Annotated in this window: 17 protein-coding genes and 1 other RNA gene; 11 read left to right on the top strand and 7 right to left on the bottom strand. The window is 56.4% G+C overall.

All coding sequences use genetic code 11. The features are described 5' to 3' along the window. Positions 1-3 precede the first annotated feature (3 nt). Both BMY44_RS12070 and BMY44_RS12065 read right to left on the bottom strand, forming a co-directional pair. Positions 4-348: a YbaB/EbfC family nucleoid-associated protein gene (locus tag BMY44_RS12070; RefSeq protein WP_089995110.1), complete on the bottom strand. Its 345-nt coding sequence runs from the start codon at positions 346-348 to the stop codon at positions 4-6. A 57-nt stretch (positions 349-405) separates the two neighbouring features. Beyond that, positions 406-2154, bottom strand: coding sequence for a DNA polymerase III subunit gamma/tau (locus BMY44_RS12065; RefSeq protein WP_089995107.1), 1749 nt, complete (start codon positions 2152-2154; stop codon positions 406-408). Between the two features lie 161 nt (positions 2155-2315). On the opposite strand from BMY44_RS12065, the gene BMY44_RS12060 reads away from it, so the two are divergent. Beyond that, positions 2316-2753 (top strand): protein-tyrosine phosphatase family protein, encoded by a 438-nt coding sequence (locus BMY44_RS12060; RefSeq protein WP_089995104.1) that lies wholly within the window; start codon positions 2316-2318, stop codon positions 2751-2753. A gap of 305 nt (positions 2754-3058) precedes the next feature. Here BMY44_RS12060 and rsgA read toward each other — a convergent pair whose 3' ends face one another. Together rsgA and ffs are read right to left on the bottom strand one after the other, a co-directional pair. Continuing rightward, the gene (rsgA, locus tag BMY44_RS12055) at positions 3059-4090 is read right to left on the bottom strand and encodes a ribosome small subunit-dependent GTPase A (RefSeq protein ID WP_089995101.1); all 1032 of its coding nucleotides are present in this window, start codon (positions 4088-4090) and stop codon (positions 3059-3061) included. 176 nt (positions 4091-4266) lie between these two features. After that, positions 4267-4365: signal recognition particle sRNA small type (ffs, locus tag BMY44_RS12050), an RNA gene on the bottom strand. 103 nt (positions 4366-4468) lie between these two features. Here ffs and nudC point away from each other — a divergent pair. Further along, the gene (gene nudC / locus BMY44_RS12045) at positions 4469-5419 is read left to right on the top strand and encodes an NAD(+) diphosphatase (RefSeq protein WP_089995098.1); all 951 of its coding nucleotides are present in this window, start codon (positions 4469-4471) and stop codon (positions 5417-5419) included. A gap of 52 nt (positions 5420-5471) precedes the next feature. Further along, positions 5472-5936, top strand: a complete 465-nt coding sequence (locus BMY44_RS12040) for an SRPBCC family protein (RefSeq protein ID WP_089995095.1) — start codon at positions 5472-5474, stop codon at positions 5934-5936. Between the two features lie 14 nt (positions 5937-5950). Here the strand turns inward: BMY44_RS12040 and BMY44_RS12035 are convergent, their stop codons facing one another. After that, positions 5951-6796 (bottom strand): prephenate dehydratase, encoded by an 846-nt coding sequence (locus BMY44_RS12035; protein ID WP_089995091.1) that lies wholly within the window; start codon positions 6794-6796, stop codon positions 5951-5953. A 130-nt stretch (positions 6797-6926) separates the two neighbouring features. On the opposite strand from BMY44_RS12035, the gene BMY44_RS12030 reads away from it, so the two are divergent. The 5 genes from BMY44_RS12030 (at position 6927) to BMY44_RS12010 (ending at position 13538) form a co-directional block, all read left to right on the top strand. After that, positions 6927-7448: a c-type cytochrome gene (locus BMY44_RS12030; protein WP_089997141.1), complete on the top strand. Its 522-nt coding sequence runs from the start codon at positions 6927-6929 to the stop codon at positions 7446-7448. 195 nt (positions 7449-7643) lie between these two features. Continuing rightward, on the top strand, positions 7644-9557 hold the full coding sequence (locus BMY44_RS12025; RefSeq protein ID WP_089995088.1) for an extracellular solute-binding protein: 1914 nt from the start codon (positions 7644-7646) through the stop codon (positions 9555-9557). 11 nt (positions 9558-9568) lie between these two features. Next, a complete protein-coding gene (locus BMY44_RS12020; RefSeq protein ID WP_089995085.1) occupies positions 9569-10726 on the top strand; it encodes a microcin C ABC transporter permease YejB in 1158 nt (385 codons plus the stop codon). Beyond that, a complete protein-coding gene (locus BMY44_RS12015; RefSeq protein WP_089995082.1) occupies positions 10726-11919 on the top strand; it encodes an ABC transporter permease in 1194 nt (397 codons plus the stop codon). The genes BMY44_RS12020 and BMY44_RS12015 overlap by 1 nt, the downstream gene beginning before the upstream one ends. Next, entirely contained in the window at positions 11916-13538 is a 1623-nt protein-coding gene (locus BMY44_RS12010) for an ABC transporter ATP-binding protein (protein WP_089995079.1), read from the top strand. Before BMY44_RS12015 ends, BMY44_RS12010 begins: the two co-directional genes overlap by 4 nt. Positions 13539-13541: 3 nt before the next feature. On the opposite strand, the gene BMY44_RS12005 is transcribed toward BMY44_RS12010, so the two are convergent. Further along, positions 13542-14957, bottom strand: a complete 1416-nt coding sequence (locus BMY44_RS12005; RefSeq protein ID WP_089995076.1) for a D-alanyl-D-alanine carboxypeptidase family protein — start codon at positions 14955-14957, stop codon at positions 13542-13544. 342 nt (positions 14958-15299) lie between these two features. Between BMY44_RS12005 and clpS the strand changes: the two genes are divergently transcribed. The 3 genes from clpS to BMY44_RS11990 are packed head-to-tail and all read left to right on the top strand — an operon-like array spanning position 15300 to position 17488. Continuing rightward, positions 15300-15641 (top strand): ATP-dependent Clp protease adapter ClpS, encoded by a 342-nt coding sequence (clpS, locus tag BMY44_RS12000; RefSeq protein ID WP_089995074.1) that lies wholly within the window; start codon positions 15300-15302, stop codon positions 15639-15641. A gap of 18 nt (positions 15642-15659) precedes the next feature. Next, entirely contained in the window at positions 15660-16634 is a 975-nt protein-coding gene (locus tag BMY44_RS11995; protein ID WP_089995071.1) for a class I SAM-dependent methyltransferase, read from the top strand. Between the two features lie 47 nt (positions 16635-16681). Then, entirely contained in the window at positions 16682-17488 is an 807-nt protein-coding gene (locus tag BMY44_RS11990; RefSeq protein ID WP_089995068.1) for an SDR family NAD(P)-dependent oxidoreductase, read from the top strand. Here BMY44_RS11990 and BMY44_RS11985 read toward each other — a convergent pair. Next, a complete protein-coding gene (locus BMY44_RS11985) occupies positions 17485-17904 on the bottom strand; it encodes a hypothetical protein (protein ID WP_089995065.1) in 420 nt (139 codons plus the stop codon). The genes BMY44_RS11990 and BMY44_RS11985 overlap by 4 nt on opposite strands. Positions 17905-17923 lie beyond the last annotated feature (19 nt).

Below are 17923 nucleotides of genomic sequence, written 5' to 3'. Positions count from 1 at the left end.
GGTTTAGAACGGCAATTTCATGCCTGGTGGCAGTCCAAGTCCTTCGGTCATTTTGGACATCTCTTCTTGGGCTTTCTCGCTGGCCTTGGACTGCGCGTCTTTGATGGCGGCAAGGATCAGATCTTCGACGACTTCCTTGTCATCGCCGTTGAAAATTGACGGGTCGATGTCGAGACTTTTCAACTCGCCCTTGGCCGTTGCTGTCGCCTTGACCAGACCGGCCCCGCTTTCACCAGTCACCATGACGTTTTCCAGGTCTTCCTGCATCTGGGCCATCTTACCCTGCATTTCCTGAGCCTGCTTCATCATCTTGGCCATATCGCCAAGCCCGCCTAATCCTTTGAGCATTCGTTTCTCCTGTTCATTTCCTGCAGAGATATGGGGTCATACCTGTCGGTGCAATGTCTAGTCGTCGTCGAAGGGATCCCATTCATCTTCGACTTCGGGCAGGGCGTCTTGTTGCGCTTCCTGCTGTTTTTCCGCTTCGGTTTCGATGCGGGTTATTTTCGCCTTCGGGAACGTCGCCAGCACCGCCTGAACCAATGGGTGTGCTTGCGCCTCTTGCCGCAGCGCGTTTTCGGCGGCATCACGAACTTCCGCGATTGTCGGGGCACCGCCTTCGTTGACCACAGTAATGGCCCAGCGATTACCGGTCCAAGATTGAAGCCGCGATCCAAACCGGCCGATCAGGTCGGATGCGGCGCTTTCTGTTGGATTGACCTCGATCCGCCCGGGGCGATAGCTGACCAGCCGTAGTCCTGTCTCGACCTCGACAAGCAATTTCACATCGCGGTGCGTTCGGATCAGTTCCACGACGTCTTCAAAGCGCGCGTAATGCTGAAGTGCCTCTTCAGCCAATGCCGGTGCGGCTTGTGCTGACGCGCTTGGGCCGCCTTGTGGTGCCGGTGCACTGTGCGCAGGTTCGGCCGCCGTTGTCGTTCCAGTCGGGGCCGGGCGCATCCCGCCACCTGATGGTCCGCCAGATGGTGGCGGCGTCGCATCCTGCAGCTTCTTGACGAGCTCTTCGGGTGTCGGAAGATCGGCGACATGGGTCAACCGGATAACGGCCATTTCCGCCGCCATCATCGCGTTGGGGGCCATCGCCACCTCTTCGAGCGCCTTCAGCAGCATCTGCCACATGCGCGACATGACCCTCATGGGCATAGCTTCTGCCATAGCGAGGCCTCGCGTCCGCTCGTCCGGCCCAACTGTCGGGTCTTCAGCGGCGTCTGGTGTGATCTTGATGACGCTGACCCAGTGCGTCACTTCGGCTAGATCGCGCAAAATCGCCAGCGGGTCTGCACCATCCGCATATTGCGCTGACAGTTCAGTCAGTGCCTCGGATGCTTCACCGCGCAGGATCATGTCGAAAAGGTCCAGCACACGTCCCCGATCCGCCAGCCCCAACATGGCACGCACCTGATCGGCGGTAGTTTCGCCCGCACCGTGGCTGATTGCCTGATCCAAAAGGGATTGCGCGTCACGGGCAGAACCTTCGGCGGCGCGTGTGATCAATGCAAGCGCGTCGTCAGTAATTTCCGCGTTTTCCGCATCTGCAGTCTTGCGCAACAGGTTGATCATCACTTCCGGCTCGATACGGCGCAGATCGAAGCGCTGGCAGCGGGACAGGACTGTCACCGGCACTTGGCGGATTTCCGTCGTGGCAAATATGAATTTCACGTGTGCCGGCGGTTCTTCAAGCGTCTTCAAAAGCGCGTTGAACGCGTTCTTGGAGAGCATGTGAACTTCGTCGATGATGTAGATTTTGTAGCGCGCAGACGCGGCGCGGTAATGTACGCTGTCGATGATTTCGCGAATGTCGCCGACGCCGGTGCGTGATGCCGCGTCCATTTCCATCACATCAACATGGCGACCTTCCATAATCGCCACGCAGTGTTCGCATTCACCGCAAGGATCTGTTGTCGGTCCCCCGTTTCCGTCAGGGCCAATGCAATTCATGCCTTTGGCGATGATCCGTGCTGTCGTGGTTTTGCCCGTGCCACGGATACCCGTCATAATGAAGGCCTGCGCAATCCGGTCTGCCTTGAACGCATTTTTTAGCGTCCTGACCATGGCGTCCTGGCCCACCAGATCGGCAAACGTCTCTGGCCGGTATTTGCGGGCGAGAACTTGATAGGCAGGTTGGTCGGACATGAGAGCCTTGGGCGCAGATTCGGAACCTGACAGAGACTAGGGAGACAGCGACCGAAGGTCTACCGTAGACCGGGTAGGGCAGCAGATTTCAGATCGTTCCAGAGCAGCGACTTTCGATTTGGATCGTGCTAGCTACGCAAGACGTCAAAGGGCAGCAGGCTGTGGCAGAAGATTTTCAAATTTGTGAACTTGAAGTTGGCGGGGGTACGCTCGCGCTTTGTCCTTTGCCCGTCGGTCGGATGGCAGACGTGTCGGCATGGCGTCCGGACCTCGTTCTTTCACTGGTCGAACCCCATGAAATGCCCGCAAATCTTTTGAGCGGCCATGCGGTGCGCCAATTTCCAATTCCTGATTTCGGCATCCCATCCGGTGATGGCTGGAATGCAATCGAGTCAGAGTGTTTGGCTGTTCTGAATGGGCGCGGCCGCGTGCTTGCGCATTGCAAAGGAGGTTGTGGCCGGTCAGGGATGGCTGTTTTGCGGATCATGCTGGCTGCGGGGGAGGCAGATGCACTCGCACGCTTGCGTGCGGTGCGGCCCTGTGCCGTCGAAACGCAAGAACAACTCCGCTGGGCTCAAGGCGGGGGCGGGTCACTGTAATTCTCGCGCACTTGGCTCTACGGCGCTGGCGTGCTCAAGCCGTTCGGCAATCTTGCAACCACCGGCAAGGACACGGCAATCGATCTGGGCTTAGCGTTGTCTGAAGGTGAATATTTGCGCCAACCTTCCGTTTAGCAGCTAGGCGGACCAGCTTCTGTTCAACGGAAACGGGTCAGGCACGCCACAGGTTTCGCAACTGGGCTTTTAGGAGACGGAGGACGACCAGTGGAACGAACGCTTCAGGTCTTTGCGCTGCTCGCCATGGAAACATTGGGATGACTTGCCAAACTGCAGTGATCGACCCGCTAGCGTTTCTTCTTCGTCATCGCGGATTTTACCATCTTCCCGAACTTCTTTTGTCGATCGCGGGCTTGGGCGATGGTCTCGGTTGCGTGCGCATCTTCGCGCTTTAGCTTCTTGTAACGGTGGAGCCGGTCAGCCGTAATTTCCCCGGCTTCCAATGCGGCAAGCACAGCGCATCCGGGTTCGCTTTCATGGGCGCAATCGCGGAACTTGCACTGATCCGTCAGTTCGCTGATTTCAGGGAATGTTGCGTCGATACCGGCTGATACCTCTGCCACGCCAAGACCACGCATGCCCGGTGTGTCAATCAACCACCCACCACTTGGTATGCGGTGCAGTGACCGCCCTGTTGTAGTGTGTCGCCCACGCGCATCGTCTTCACGGATTGCCTGCGTGGCCGCGGCACCACCGGTCAGCGCATTTGCGATGGTGGTTTTTCCCACACCCGACGACCCCGCAAGGGCAACAGTCTGACCCTTGCCACACCAATGCGCGAGGGTTTCTGTGACGTCATCTGCTTTTGCATTCAAGGCAATTACTTCCAACTCACGCCCCAGCGTGCGGGCTTGATCGACAAAGCTGTCGGGGTCTTCGGCCTGATCGGCCTTGGTCAGCAGTATAACGGGAGTGACGTCAGCATCATGTGCCAGTGCCAGATAGCGTTCGAGACGCGCAACATTGAAATCGGCGTTGCAGGACGTGGTAATGAAGAGCGTATCAAGGTTTGCCGCGATCAACTGGCGATCCGTGGTGTGGTATTCTGTACCGCGCTGTAACGATGTCTGGCGGGCCAACCGGCGTAGAACCCGATGTTCGCTTGGGTGGGCAAGCACCCAGTCACCGACAGCGACATCGCCTGTCGACATGCCTTGTGGCAAGACAAGATCGCGCGTTCCAGAAGGTGAAAGCGTTGCAACAGCCGAGCGGTGTACGGCGGTGATCCGCGCGGGTTCGGTGCTTTCAAGCTCGTCCAGTTCAAGCTGGGAGTTGAAGAAATTCGACCAGCCGAGGTCGGAAAGTGTGAGTTCAGTCAATGGAATGTCCTCAAGACAGAAAAGACGTCGGACGGCGCAATTTGCGTCGCCGGTACGGTCTGTCGAGGAAACGGAAAATGCTCAGCGCGCCCCGACGTGGAGGAAATGCAATGCAATCATGAATGTTCCCCTTTTCGGCCAAGCTGCCATCGTTGGCAGGTCGCAGGAAATGCATCGGGTGAGAGGTTGGACATCGACCCAAGTGGGGCTCGTTGTGGCTGCTACCTTCCGGTCCTGACCAGGTTGGCGAGGCACTTGCCCGCGCCAACCCCTCGCCTGCCATATAGGCGGACGAAGCGAGTCGTGCAAGACGTCAGAGCATATGCGATGTCGCGCCAACCAATTGCCATTTCCAAAAGCGCGTGACATTTCTCGCTCATGAGGATTGCAGAGACAGTGACATTCGGCGGATCTGGACTGGACCGCGCAGCAGAGGTGCGCGATCACGCGGCACATTTGGCCACCGAGCCAGATGCACAGATCATTCTTCTCTGGCGCGGCAAGCCGCTGTTGGCAGGCGGGGCACTCGTGCGCGTCGGGCCGCTCCATCCCGTTCTGAAAGATGCGACGGCGGACAAGGTCTTGTTGGGGCGCGATGGCGATTCCCTCGCGTTCGCAGCGGACTTGTCGCAATGGCAGCCAGACAATCTGGACGATCAGGCCCTGAATACGTTTCTTGATCCGACCGAGCAGCGTCACCCAGCCTTTCCGGATGATCACGTTTTCAAGGAATTACGAGGTGTCATGACCATGCTGTCGCCAAGGGACGCTGAGCTTGCAGCCACGGCACGGGGTATTTTCAACTGGCATCGCTCACACCGGTTCTGCGCGGCCTGCGGTGTGCAAAGCTGCTTCGCAATGGGAGGCTGGCAGCGAAACTGTGAAGCTTGCGACGCGCATCATTTCCCGCGCACCGATCCGGTCGTCATCATGCTGATCACACAAGGTAATGCTGTACTGGTCGGGCGGTCGCATGGTTGGCCGCAGGGCATGTATTCGCTTTTGGCAGGTTTCGTTGAACCCGGCGAAACGCTGGAAGCTGCGGTGCGCCGCGAGGTATTCGAGGAATCCGGCATTACCGTCGGCGAAGTTTCATATCTCGCCAGCCAGCCATGGCCGTTTCCGTCATCGCTCATGTTCGGCTGTGCCGGAAAAGCGACCAGCCGCGATATCACCATTGATCCGCAAGAGATCGAAGACGCGCGGTGGGTGACCCGCGAGGAGATGGCGGATGTATTCGCGGGGCAACACCCTGACATTTTGCCAGCCCGAAAGGGCGCAATCGCGCACTTTCTCCTCGAAAACTGGTTGGCAGACCGGCTCGACTGACCCAAGTGTATGCCCAACAGGCCCATCGGGCAGAATGGAAACAGGCAGAGCAATGAAATTCAGCACGCGCGAAGATATCGAAGCCCCCGTTGATTATGTGTTTGGACAAGTCAGTGACTTTGGAGCCTTTGAACGTCAGGCACTTCGGCGCGGGGCAGAGGTGCGCAGGGTGGATTCGGGGCCTTTCAAGGAAGGATCAAGCTGGGATGTTGCGTTCAAGTTCCGTGGCAAGGACCGGAACATGCGGGCAAACCTCGAGCACCTGGATGCGCCGAACGGATTTCGCATCGAAACAGTCGCGAACGGTATCGACGGGTTAACACAAGTGGACCTTGTTCCGCTGTCACCGCATCGCACCCGCATCGCCGTTTCGATTGACTTGACCGCAAAATCTCTTTCAGCCCGGCTGTTGCTGCAATCGCTGAAACTGGCAAAATCAAACCTGACGAACCGCTTCAAAAAGCGGATAGCGGATTTTTCGCAGGATATTGAAGATCGCTACAGGACGGGCGCTTGATCGACGCAACCCCTCTATCGGCGGCCTTCATAGCGTCGCGCGGCTGCCGGATATACACCCATTAGCTTTAGGTGATCGGTGAAATAATCCAGCTCTTCCAACGCAAGCTGTACGTTGCGGTCATCGGGGTGTCCTTCAATTTCCGCGTAAAATTGCGTAGCCATGAACGTTCCGCCGATCATGTAGCTTTCCAACTTTGTCATGTTCACGCCGTTCGTAGCAAACCCGCCCATCGCCTTGTAAAGCGCGGCAGGGATGTTGCGGACGCGGAAGACAAAACTTGTAATCATCCCGTGTTCGCCGCGTTTCTTATAGTCAGGCTCGCGCGCCATGACGAGAAACCGCGTCGTATTCCGATCACTGTCCTCGATATGGCGGGCCAGCACATCCAGCCCATAGATTTCGGCGGCCAGTTCCGACGCCAACGCACCGACGGTCGTGTCATTTCCTTCAGAGACTTCGCGGGCAGCGCGGGCGTTGTCCGTGCTGATCATGCCCTTAATTCCGTGTTCGCGCAAAAAGCTGGCGCATTGGGGCAGAATGACGACATGTCCATAGGCTTTGGCGATGCTGTTGATGTTTGATCCGGGCTTGCCCAACAGGTTGATATTCACCCGAACAAAGGCTTCATCAACGATATGCAGGCCGCTTTCGGGAAGTAGCGAATGCACATCGGCGACACGTCCATAGATCGAGTTTTCGACGGCAATCATTCCAAGGTCAGCATCACCCTTCCGGACAGCCTCGATCGCGTCATCGAACGTGCCGCAGGGCAGGGGTTCGTGGTCAGGTCGTGCAGCGACGCATGCTTCGTGCCCATAAGCACCAAGTTCGCCTTGAAATGCGATTTTTGCGGACATGGCAGTGCCCTCCCCCCTTTTTTCCCAATTCTTCACCCTTTTTGGGCATTTGGTCGCGCCAGTATAGCTTGCACATCCCATGGTGAAACGGATACATGGGCGCGAAACTGCGAACGGAATGGAAAGCGACATGTTCGACACAATGACAATGGTCAAAGCTGGTGGCGCACTTTGTGGTACTTTGCTGGTCTTTTTGCTGGGTGGCTGGGGGGCAGAGCTTATCTATCACGGCGCTGGTGGCCATGACGATCACGAACAAGCCTATGTGATCGAAGTAGAGGGCGCTGAGGACGGTGATGTCGAACCGGCAGAAGAAGTCGACGTCGCTGTGTTGCTCGCATCCGCGAGCGTTGAAGACGGTGCCGGGCTTTGGCGTGGGTGTCAGTCGTGCCATAAGCTTGAACCCGGTGAGAACTCAACCGGTCCATATCTTTATGGCGTCGTTGGTCGTGAAGTCGGTGCGGCAACCGGATATGAATCCTACTCTGGCGCTCTCTCCGAAGTTGCGGATGTCTGGACACCTGAAAACCTGTTCAACTTTCTTGAAGACCCCAAGGGTTGGGCCCCGGGAACATCCATGGGTTACAACGGGATGCGCAAACCCGAAGACCGCGCAGACCTGATCGCCTATCTGGACAGTCTCGACGACTGATGTGCCGCAGGATCGTGTTGAAAGGGCCGCCAGACCACAGGCGGCCTTTTTTGTTGGTGCAATTCGGACTCAAACCTGATGGTAAGGCAATGATCACGGGCTATTCACGCAATCTCAACTTGAATAGTTGCCAAGACGCCGCTTAGCTTCATCTTACTGTCACAAAGCCACCGACCAAGACCGGAGAAGAACAAGATGGATCGACATCAGGCCCCCAAAGCAATTGCCAAGGCGCGCATTGACCGGGTGGAGCGCTTGAAACGATGGATGCTTGGGTCAGCCATGTTCATTGGTGGAGCGCTTGCTGCAAGTGCTGTACTTTCTGATAGTCACGAAACCATTATCGAAACGCATGCTTACTCGACTTTCGGAACTTACAAGTACGATGCCGATTTCTCCCATCTCGATTACGTTAATCCAGAAGCCCCAAAGGGCGGTGAAATCAGCATCTGGTTTCAGGGGACGTTTGACAGCTTCAACCCCTATGCAACTGGCAAGGGTCGGTCCGGCGTTCTGGCAACGATCGGGTATGAACGGATTCTGACGTCGACAGCCGATGATGCGAGTGCGTCTTACTGCCTATTGTGCACGACAATGGAATATCCCGAAAACGAAGATTGGGTTGTCTTCAACCTGCGTCAGGACATCACGTTTTCCGACGGCACCCCGCTAACAGCCCATGATCTCGTCTTTTCGCACAAGCTCTTGCTTGAACAAGGTACGCCGTCTTACGCGGACTACGTGTCGCCACGGATCGAAAGTGCCGAAGCGCTGGATGATTATACCGTCAAATTTGTTTTTGCCGACGGCTATCCCCGCACCGACATGATCACATTGGTCGGCAGCACGCCCGGGTGGTCAAAGAAATGGTACGAGGAAACCGGTGCGCGGCTTGACGAAAGCCGTCTTGAAATTTCGCCGGGATCGGGCCCCTACATTCTCGATAGCTTCGATATCAATCGCCAGATCATCTACAAACGGAACCCGGATTATTGGGGCAATGACCTCCCGATCAATATCGGACGCAACAACTTTGACAGCATCCGCGTTGAATACTTCTCTGACAGCAACGCAGCCTTCGAGGCGTTCAAGACGGGTGAATACACGTTCCGGCAGGAAAGCAGTTCGCTGGTCTGGGCAACCGGCTATGATTTCCCGGCCCTTGAGAATGGCTGGGTTCAAAAGGTCGAGTTGCCCGATGGTTCATTGCCGTCGGCGTCAGGGTTCACATTCAACCTCCAGCGCGACAAATTTGCTGACCGGCGCGTGCGTCAGGCGCTCGCGCTGATGTATAACTTCACATGGACCAATGACACCCTGCAATACGGCTTGTTCCAGCAGCGTGAAAGCTTCTGGCAAAACAGCGACTTGGAAGCACGCGGCGTTCCTGAAGGGCGTGAGTTGGAATTACTGCAATCTGTCTCCGACCTGATTGACCCGGAAGTGCTGACCGAAGAAGTGACCGTGCCCCACACGTCCGGTGACAGCCAACTGGATCGGCGCAATCTCCGCCGAGCTTTGGCGCTTATGGAAGAAGCTGGTTGGGTCGCCGATGACGCCGGGCAGTTGCGCAAGGATGGTGAGATATTCGATCTGGAATTCCTTGCGTCAAGCCCCACGTTGGATCGCATTATCAATCCCTATATCGAGAACCTGAAACGCCTTGGTATCAATGCAAGCTACAACCGGATTGATCCTGCGCAGTTCACCAACCGAGAGCGGTCATTCGATTGGGACATGACCTTGAACAGCTATAGCAACGGCCTTGAAGAAAGCATCGGTCTGTCACAACGCTATGGCACGGAGGCGGTTGGCGACGTCTTCAACCCAGCAAGTTTCGGGTCCGAAGCCGTCGACAAACTGATCGAAGAAGTCGTCAATGCTGAGACTTACGAGGACATGGCAGCAGGCGTACGGGCAATTGACCGTCTGATGCGGCGCGAGCTTTTCATGATCCCTGTTTGGTATCTCGGAAACCACTGGGTCGCATATTACGATATGTACGAATATCCGGATGAGCTTCCGCCATACTCGCTCGGTCACATCGACTTCTGGTGGTACAACGCCGAAAAGGCCGAAGCCCTTCGTGCGGCCGGCGCCTTTAAGTAACGGCTGACTGCATGGGAGCATATATCCTAAGGCGGCTGCTGCTCGTGATCCCCACGCTGTTGGGGATCATGATCGTGAACTTCGCGCTCATCCAGTTTGTCCCCGGAGGCCCGATCGAGACAATCATCGCCCGCATGGAAGGCGGCGGTGATGTGTTCGAAACGATTGCTGGCGGGGGTGGTGACGCCGAAGTCCAGCAGGAATCCGCGAACAGTGAATATATCGGAGCCCGTGGTCTTTCGCCCGAATTTATCAAGGAACTGGAAATTCAGTTCGGATTCGACAAGCCGCCGCTGGAACGGTTCCTGAACATGATGTGGGACTACATGCGCTTTGATTTCGGGGAAAGCTACTTCCGATCGATCAGCGTGGTTGATCTGGTCCTTGAAAAGATGCCTGTGTCGATCACCCTGGGGCTTTGGTCCACGCTGATCGCCTATATGATTTCGATTCCGCTTGGCGTGCGCAAAGCAATCCGGGACGGATCACGCTTTGATACATGGACCTCTGGTGCCATCATCGTGGCTTTCGCCATCCCGGGGTTCCTTTTCGCGATCTTGTTGATCATCCTGTTTGCGGGCGGCAACTGCTTCCGGTTTCCATTCGGGATATCCGAATTCTTCCGCGCTTACCTGCCATTTCTTTACGATGCGAACCCGACCTGTTCGCAGACCTTTCCTTTGCGCGGTCTAACTTCCGCGAACTTCGAAGATCTCAGTCCATGGGGCAAAGTAAAGGATTATATCTGGCACATTACGTTGCCGGTCATTGCATCGACAATCGCGTCCTTTGCAACGCTGACGCTGCTGACGAAAAACAGCTTTCTTGATGAAATCAAGAAACAGTATGTCACGACCGCAAAAGCCAAGGGGCTGAGCGAAGGCCGCGTGCTGTACGGTCACGTGTTCCGCAACGCGATGCTGATCGTCATCTCCGGCTTTCCCGCGCTTTTCGTTAGTGTGTTCTTCGGTGGATCACTGATCATCGAAACATTGTTCTCGCTCGATGGGTTGGGCCGGCTTGGCTTCGAAGCGGTCGTTGCACGTGACTATCCGGTTGTCTTCGGTACGCTCTTTGCCTTTACGCTGATCGGACTAATTGTCGGGATCATTACCGACATCACCTACATCTTCATCGACCCACGTATCGACTTTGAGGCGCGCGGCTGATGCAATTGTCACCGCTCAACCAACGCCGCTGGCGCAATTTCCGCAAAAACAAGCGGGCTTTTTGGTCGCTCTGGATCTTTGGCATCCTGTTTGGCCTTTCGCTTTTTGCGGAATTTATTGCCAACGATAAGCCGATCCTCGTGTCTTATCGTGGCGAACTCCGCAGCCCGATTTTTTCTTTCTATTCCGAGCGTGATTTTGGCGGCGACTTCCCCACCGAAGCGATCTACGGCGATGTCGAGGTGGAATGCCTGATCGTCACCGGCGGGGTGGTGGAATGTTTTGACACACCCGAAGAACTGATTGCACAGGTTGAAGAAGGTGAAGTTCTCGAACTCGAAGGGTTCGAGGCTGGCTGGACACTCTGGCCGATCATACCCTACAGCTACGACACGATTGTTGATGTCGGTGGCGTGGCTCCATCACCGCCTGACAGCGATAACTGGCTCGGAACAGATGATACAAAGCGCGACGTGACCGCGCGGGTCATCTACGGCTTCCGGCTTTCTGTGTTCTTCGCGCTGGTGGTTACCGTGATCTCTTCGGTGATTGGTATCGCTGCAGGCGCAGTGCAGGGATACTTTGCGGGCTGGACTGACTTGTTGCTCCAGCGATTGCTGGAAATCTGGACAGGCACCCCGTCACTTTATGTCATTATCATCATCTTTGCGATCTTGGGGCGAAGTTTCTGGCTCCTTGTTTTTCTCATAATTTTGTTCGGCTGGCCCGCCCTTGTCGGTGTGGTCCGGGCCGAATTTCTGCGCGCGCGCAACTTTGAATATGTGCGTGCAGCCAAGGCTTTGGGAGTCAGCAACACCACGATCATGTTCCGCCACATGCTGCCGAACGCGATGGTCGCAACATTGACCTTGCTGCCTTTTCTTGTAACGGGCGCAATCGGTACACTGGCAGCGCTCGATTTCCTTGGCTTCGGTTTGCCGTCATCTGCCCCGTCACTGGGTGAGTTGACCTTGCAGGCCAAACAAAACATCCACGCACCTTGGCTTGGACTTACGGCGTTCTTTGCATTCGCGATCATGCTGTCCTTGTTGGTCTTCATTTTTGAAGGTGTCCGCGATGCTTTCGACCCGCGCAAGACATTCGCCGGGCCGACGATCAGTGAAGACGACGATTTGATGAACATGCCTGACCAGCAGCCGCAGATTCCAACAACGGGAATTGCCAGACCATGACAGGCGTTATTCTCGATGTGCGTGATCTGAACGTGCGGTTCCGACAGGATGGCAAAGTAACCCATGCGGTCAAGAACGTCTCGTTCCAGATCGAAAAGGGCGAAACGGTTGCGCTTGTCGGCGAATCCGGGTCGGGTAAATCCGTCACAGCCCTGTCCACTGTGCAACTGCTTGATGAATCGGCTCATCTGACAGGATCCATCGCATATGACGGGGCGCAGATGGTCGGTGCGTCGACACAGGAACTCCGGCGCGTGCGCGGGAACGACATCAGCTTCATATTTCAGGAGCCGATGACATCTCTCAACCCGCTGCACACGCTTGAAAAGCAGTTACGGGAATCGATCGAGCTTCATCAGGGTTTGCGCGGTCCTGCAGTGCGCGAACGCATCATTGCGCTGTTGGATCGGGTCGGCATTCGTGATGCCAAAAACCGGCTTACGGCCTATCCGCACGAGCTTTCCGGCGGACAGCGACAGCGGGTGATGATCGCGATGGCGCTGGCCAACGGGCCTGACTTGCTGATCGCGGATGAACCGACAACGGCGCTTGATGTCACTATTCAGGCGCAAATCCTCGACTTGCTCGAAGATCTCAAACGGGACGAAGGCATGTCCATGCTTTTCATCACCCACGACCTGACCATCGTGCGCAAGATCGCAGACAGGGTTTGCGTGATGAAGGACGGTGAAATTGTCGAAACCGGTCCAACGCGCGAGATATTCGAGAACCCGCAACATCCCTATACGCGCAAACTTTTGGCAGCCGAGTCGGTCGGCCTGCCTGCCCCTGTGCCCGCAAATTCCCCTGTGATCGTGGAAACAGAAGAGCTGAAAATCTGGTTTCCAATCCTGCGCGGTCTGCTCAAGCGTACGGCAGGCTATGTCAAGGCGGTGAACAGCGCGACGCTGTCGGTAAGGGCAGGGGAAACGGTTGGAATCGTAGGAGAGTCAGGGTCCGGAAAGACGACACTGGCGCTGGCGATCATGAAACTCTTGCGTTCAGAAGGGCGGATCATCTTTCAAGGCATGGAAATCCAGAACTTCAGTCAGAAACAGGTGCGTCCGTTGCGGACGGACATGCAGATCGTTTTTCAGGATCCATACGGCAGCCTCTCACCACGGATGACAATCGAAGAGATCATTTCCGAAGGCGTCGCAGTCCATAAACTGGATCGCAAGTTGGATCGCCGCGAACTGGTGGCTGACATCATGCGCGAAGTTGGACTTGATCCCGATCTTATGGATCGCTACCCACACGAGTTTTCTGGCGGGCAGCGGCAGCGTATCGCCATTGCGCGGGCCATGGTGCTGCGGCCGAAACTGCTGGTTTTGGATGAACCGACCTCGGCGTTGGACATGACCGTGCAGGTTCAGATTGTCGACCTTCTGCGACGCTTGCAGGAAAGATATGGGTTGGCCTATCTATTCATCAGCCACGACCTCAAGGTCGTGCGCGCGCTGTCGCACAAGGTGATGGTGATGAAGCAAGGCGACGTTGTCGAAGCAGGCGACGCGGCTGATGTCTTTGATGCACCCAAATCGCCGTACACCAGGGCCTTGATGGCGGCAGCTTTTGAAGGACGGACAGTCGAAGACGCTGAGGTCCTCGAAGTCTAATCCCTAACCTTCAGAACCAATCATAAAGCAAGTTGTCCCGCGGGCCTGCAATCTGCGGCAGGCCAGATCGGCACCTTCACGGCTCAATCCCATGAAATTGGCATCGAACCCGCCAGAGCGCTGCACGACGCGGCGCAAGGTTCCATCAAGCGTGGACATCTCGTTCAGGGCGACTTTGAGTAGAACCCGTTCCGCTTCGTAGCGCGACGAATAGCGACCCACGTTCACACCCCAATGACGTCCACCAGAGGTCGAAATCCGGGTCACGATCTCTTGGATAGGAACAGGGTCTACGACTGCGGTAGATGCAACCTGTGCCACTTCGGTGATGGCCGGTTCAGGCCGGGCCTGTGGTGCAGCACCTGGTTCTTCTGCGGTCGGGGTAACATCAGCAAGAGCTGCCAAAACGCTGTTATTGATAGCGTCGGTATCCACGGCGAGGAGTTCGTCTGGCACCTCAGGAACAGGTCGCAGCTGCGGGCGCAGGCTCACCGTGACAAGTCCGTTCACGCGAATGGTTTTGCCGGCTCCGTTTCCGCTCGGGGTCGAATTCCCTATGACGATTTCCTGATTGTCCAGCGTGTTCGCGGCAGGTGGTTGCGGACGACGGATCGTCGCACTGTTAGGCGCGCGGTTAAAGCCCATGTCCATCAGCTCTGTAATCCGCGCATTACGGGCAGATGTAGAAGACCCACCAAAGACTGTCGCAATGATCCGTTCCTGACCGCGCTGTGCGGATGCAACAAGATTGTAACCGGCGGCGCGGGTGTAACCGGTCTTGATCCCGTCACCGCCTTCGTAGCTGTCAAGCCAGCGACGGTTTGTATGCCGGACCTGCGCGATACCTGCGTCAGCGGTGCGGCGGGAGAACAGGTTATAATACTGCGGGAAATCATAGATAATGTGGCGACCGAGGACCGACATGTCTCGCGCGGTTGACATGTGACCAGATTGGGTCAACCCGTGCGCATTGCGAAATGTCGTGTTCGTCATGCCCATGGCCGCGGCAGTGCGGTTCATCCGCGTGGCGAAAGCGTCTTCCGATCCGGAAATAGCCACACCAATCGCAGTTGCGGCGTCGTTGGCGGATTTCACGGCAGCGGCGCGCAAAAGATAGCGCAGCTTGATCTTCTGACCGGCCCGCAGCCCCAGCTTTGACGGTGGCTCGCTTGCAGCTAGTTGGCTGATTGTAACTTCGGTATCGAGTGTAATCTCGCCGCGCTGGATCGCTTGGAAAGCGATATAGAGCGTCATCATTTTGGTCAGGGAAGCGGGATGCAGGCGGGTGTCGGCATTGCGTGAATGCAGGACCTCGCCGGTTCGGGCATCCATCACCATGGCTGCATAAGGGGCCGCATCGCTGCGCACAGGTGCCAAGAACACCGAAACGACCACAACACAAAGGAAAATTGCACGCATCACGTGCGATACTGGACGACTTGTCACGTCGCTTGCCTCATTTACTGCCTCGGTGGCCCCGACTTTTGACGGTGGCCTTATTATTTGACTGAAAGCTAGCACAGGGTTTTGGATCCGAAAACAGCTTATTTTCAAAGGCTTCGGGTGTGCTATTCCTGCACATCGGCCATATCTAGGGGGTGGGAGGTGGCAGATACGCTATATCGGCCCGAAATCTTGCTGAAAACGGCGTTTCAAACGACAAATCCTGCGCGACACTGTGTTCGGTGGTCAGGGGCTTTTCATGCCGGTCATGCGCCTTATATAAAGCGGTCAGACGAAGATCGGGATTCTATGGCAAATATGCGCGCAGACTTCACAATGATGGCAGGCGGCAAGGATGAAGGCGACACCGAAATCGGTGTCGTGGTCGAAACCAAACCAAAGACCAAGCGCCCGCCACTTTACAAGGTGATGATTCTGAATGACGATTTCACGCCGATGGAATTCGTCGTCATGGTGTTGGAGCGCTTCTTTGGCCTGTCCCATGCACAGGCCTTTGAACTGATGCTTACTGTGCACAAGAAAGGCGTAGCCGTCGTAGGCGTGTTCAGCCACGAAATTGCTGAAACCAAAGTGGCGCAAGTGATGGATTTTGCCCAGCGTCATCAACACCCGCTGCAATGCACCATGGAGAAGGAATAGCCTTCGGGCTGTTCGCGCATGGCTTCCGCCTCCCGCCTGACAACCGCGATCGACGACGGTCTCCTGACGTTGCCTGACGGCAGCATCGCCGTGATGCGTCCTTCGGCGCAATTCGATATTTCGCGCCTGCCCCGCGAACAGGTTGTCATCAGCCATACGTTTCGTCCGGATTTTGTGGCCTGGGAGCATGCGGGATACCCCGTCGCACAGGCTGCGGCGTCCTGTGATCTGGCAATTGTTGTCGTGCCCCGGTCCAAGACCCTGGCGCAGGCGATGATTGCGGCGGCCGCACAAAAAGCACCGCGCGTCGCAGTTGATGGCTACAAGACCGATGGAATCGATAGCCTTTTCAAGGCCTGCCGCAAACGTCTGGGCGACCTGCCAAGCGTCGCCAAGGATCATGGCCGCTTGTTCTGGATGGAACCAGAAGACCACTTTTTGGATTGGCTCGCCCCCAAGCCGGCGCGTGGACCTGAAGGTTTCTTCACGTCTTCAGGCGTTTTCTCCGAAGGCAGCGTCGACAAAGGCTCGGCACTACTGGCAGCATCCCTGCCGGCGAAACTGCCTGCCAGGATGGCCGACTTTGGTGCTGGCTGGGGTTATCTGACAGATGCAATTCTGAAACGGGATGGCGTCAAAACAGTGGACCTGATCGAAGCCGAAGCACTCTCGCTCGAATGTGCCAAGCTCAACATCACCGACTCGCGGGCCGTTTTCCATTGGGCAGACGCCACGACGTTCATTGCCGACAAAGGCTTTGACGGTGTTGTGATGAATCCACCATTCCATACGGGGCGGGCTGCCGATCCCGCGTTGGGCCGGGCGTTCATTCAAGCTGCACGCCGCCTTCTTGCGCCACATGGCAAACTCTGGATGGTGGCAAATCGCCATTTGCCTTATGAAAGCAGTCTGAAAGAAAGTTTTCGCAACGTGGACGAACTTGCTGGCAATGGTGCCTTCAAAGTGTTTCACGCCACTCGCCCATTCCGGTAAGATCGCGTAACCAGTCAGCTCGGGCATGATCGGGAGAAAGACCCAAAATGACATTTTCCATTGCCGGTAAGACGGCGATTGTGACAGGGGCCGCCAATGGCGTGGGCCTCGCGATTGGCAAGCATTTCATGCGCGAAGGGGCAAATGTCGTTTTCGCTGACATGGACGAAGAGGCGCTTAATCACGAAGTTGGTGATGAAGCCGCTGAGGAAAAAAACGTCCGCATCTTTGCGGGTGACCTGCGTAAGAAACTAGCGACCAAGAACCTGATTTCTGCCGCGGTCGATGCTTTCGACCGGATCGACATACTGGTCAATGCCGCGCGTCAGGTGATGCAAACTGATCCGCTCAATCCGGACGACACGTCAATGGATGATCTCTTGCAACAGAACCTGCTACTGCCATTGCGCATGTCGCAAGGGGTCGCGCGTCGGATGATCAAACAGGCAGCAGACAATGACGGGGACGGGCCAATCGGGTCGATCGTGAATATCAGTTCAATTGCGGCCCGCCGCACACACCCCGACCTGATGGCCTATTCGGTGTCAAATGCAGCGCTTGACCAATTCACGCGCAGTTTTGCTGTCGCCATGGCACCCAAACGCATTCGTGTGAACGCGGTCGCATTCGGATCTGTAATGAGCGCGAGCCTCAAGGGCCAGCTGAAGGACGACGACGGAGCCCGCGAAGCTATTGTGGACAGTACGCCGCTCCACCGTATCGCAAGCCCGAACGAAGTCTCGGACGCCGTGCAATACCTCGCGTCAGATGCGGCAGGCTTTGTGACGGGTCAGGTCATTACAGTCGATGGGGGCCGGACCCTGATCGACCCAGCCGCCGTGTCGGCGCATTAGGCTTCGGGATAAAGTGCCTGACACTGGGCGATTGATTGCTGCGTTTGCGTCTGCAGGTTCGCACGGCGGGATTCCAACTGACGCAGTTTTGTCCGCTCCGCATCCAGATCTATGGTGACGGGCACGTTGACATCACGCACGCGAATTTCTTCACAGCGAACGCGCACAGCCTCGCCGCTTTCGGTCCTTCCCCGGCATGTTGATCTGACTTCACGCGTTTCCTGACGCGTTTCCAGTGCAAAACCGCGGTCAATGTTGCCACGTGTCTGGGCAATTAGTGCGTTCACAGTGCGCAACTCGCGGGCAACATCGTTGATGCAGGATTGCTGTGGTGTCTCACAGGCGGCAAGGGCAAGTAGAGGCAGGGCAAATAGGGCGTGGCGCATCGCAAACTCCGGGTTGATCTTAGTCAACATTTTGTGGTCGGTTGCCCTA

It is taken from the genome of Cognatiyoonia koreensis (genome assembly GCF_900109295.1).
GTDB classification, from domain to species: Bacteria; Pseudomonadota; Alphaproteobacteria; order Rhodobacterales; family Rhodobacteraceae; genus Cognatiyoonia; species Cognatiyoonia koreensis.
The sequence above is the reverse complement of the archived record's forward strand: the minus strand, read 5'-3'. Positions and strand labels throughout refer to the sequence as shown.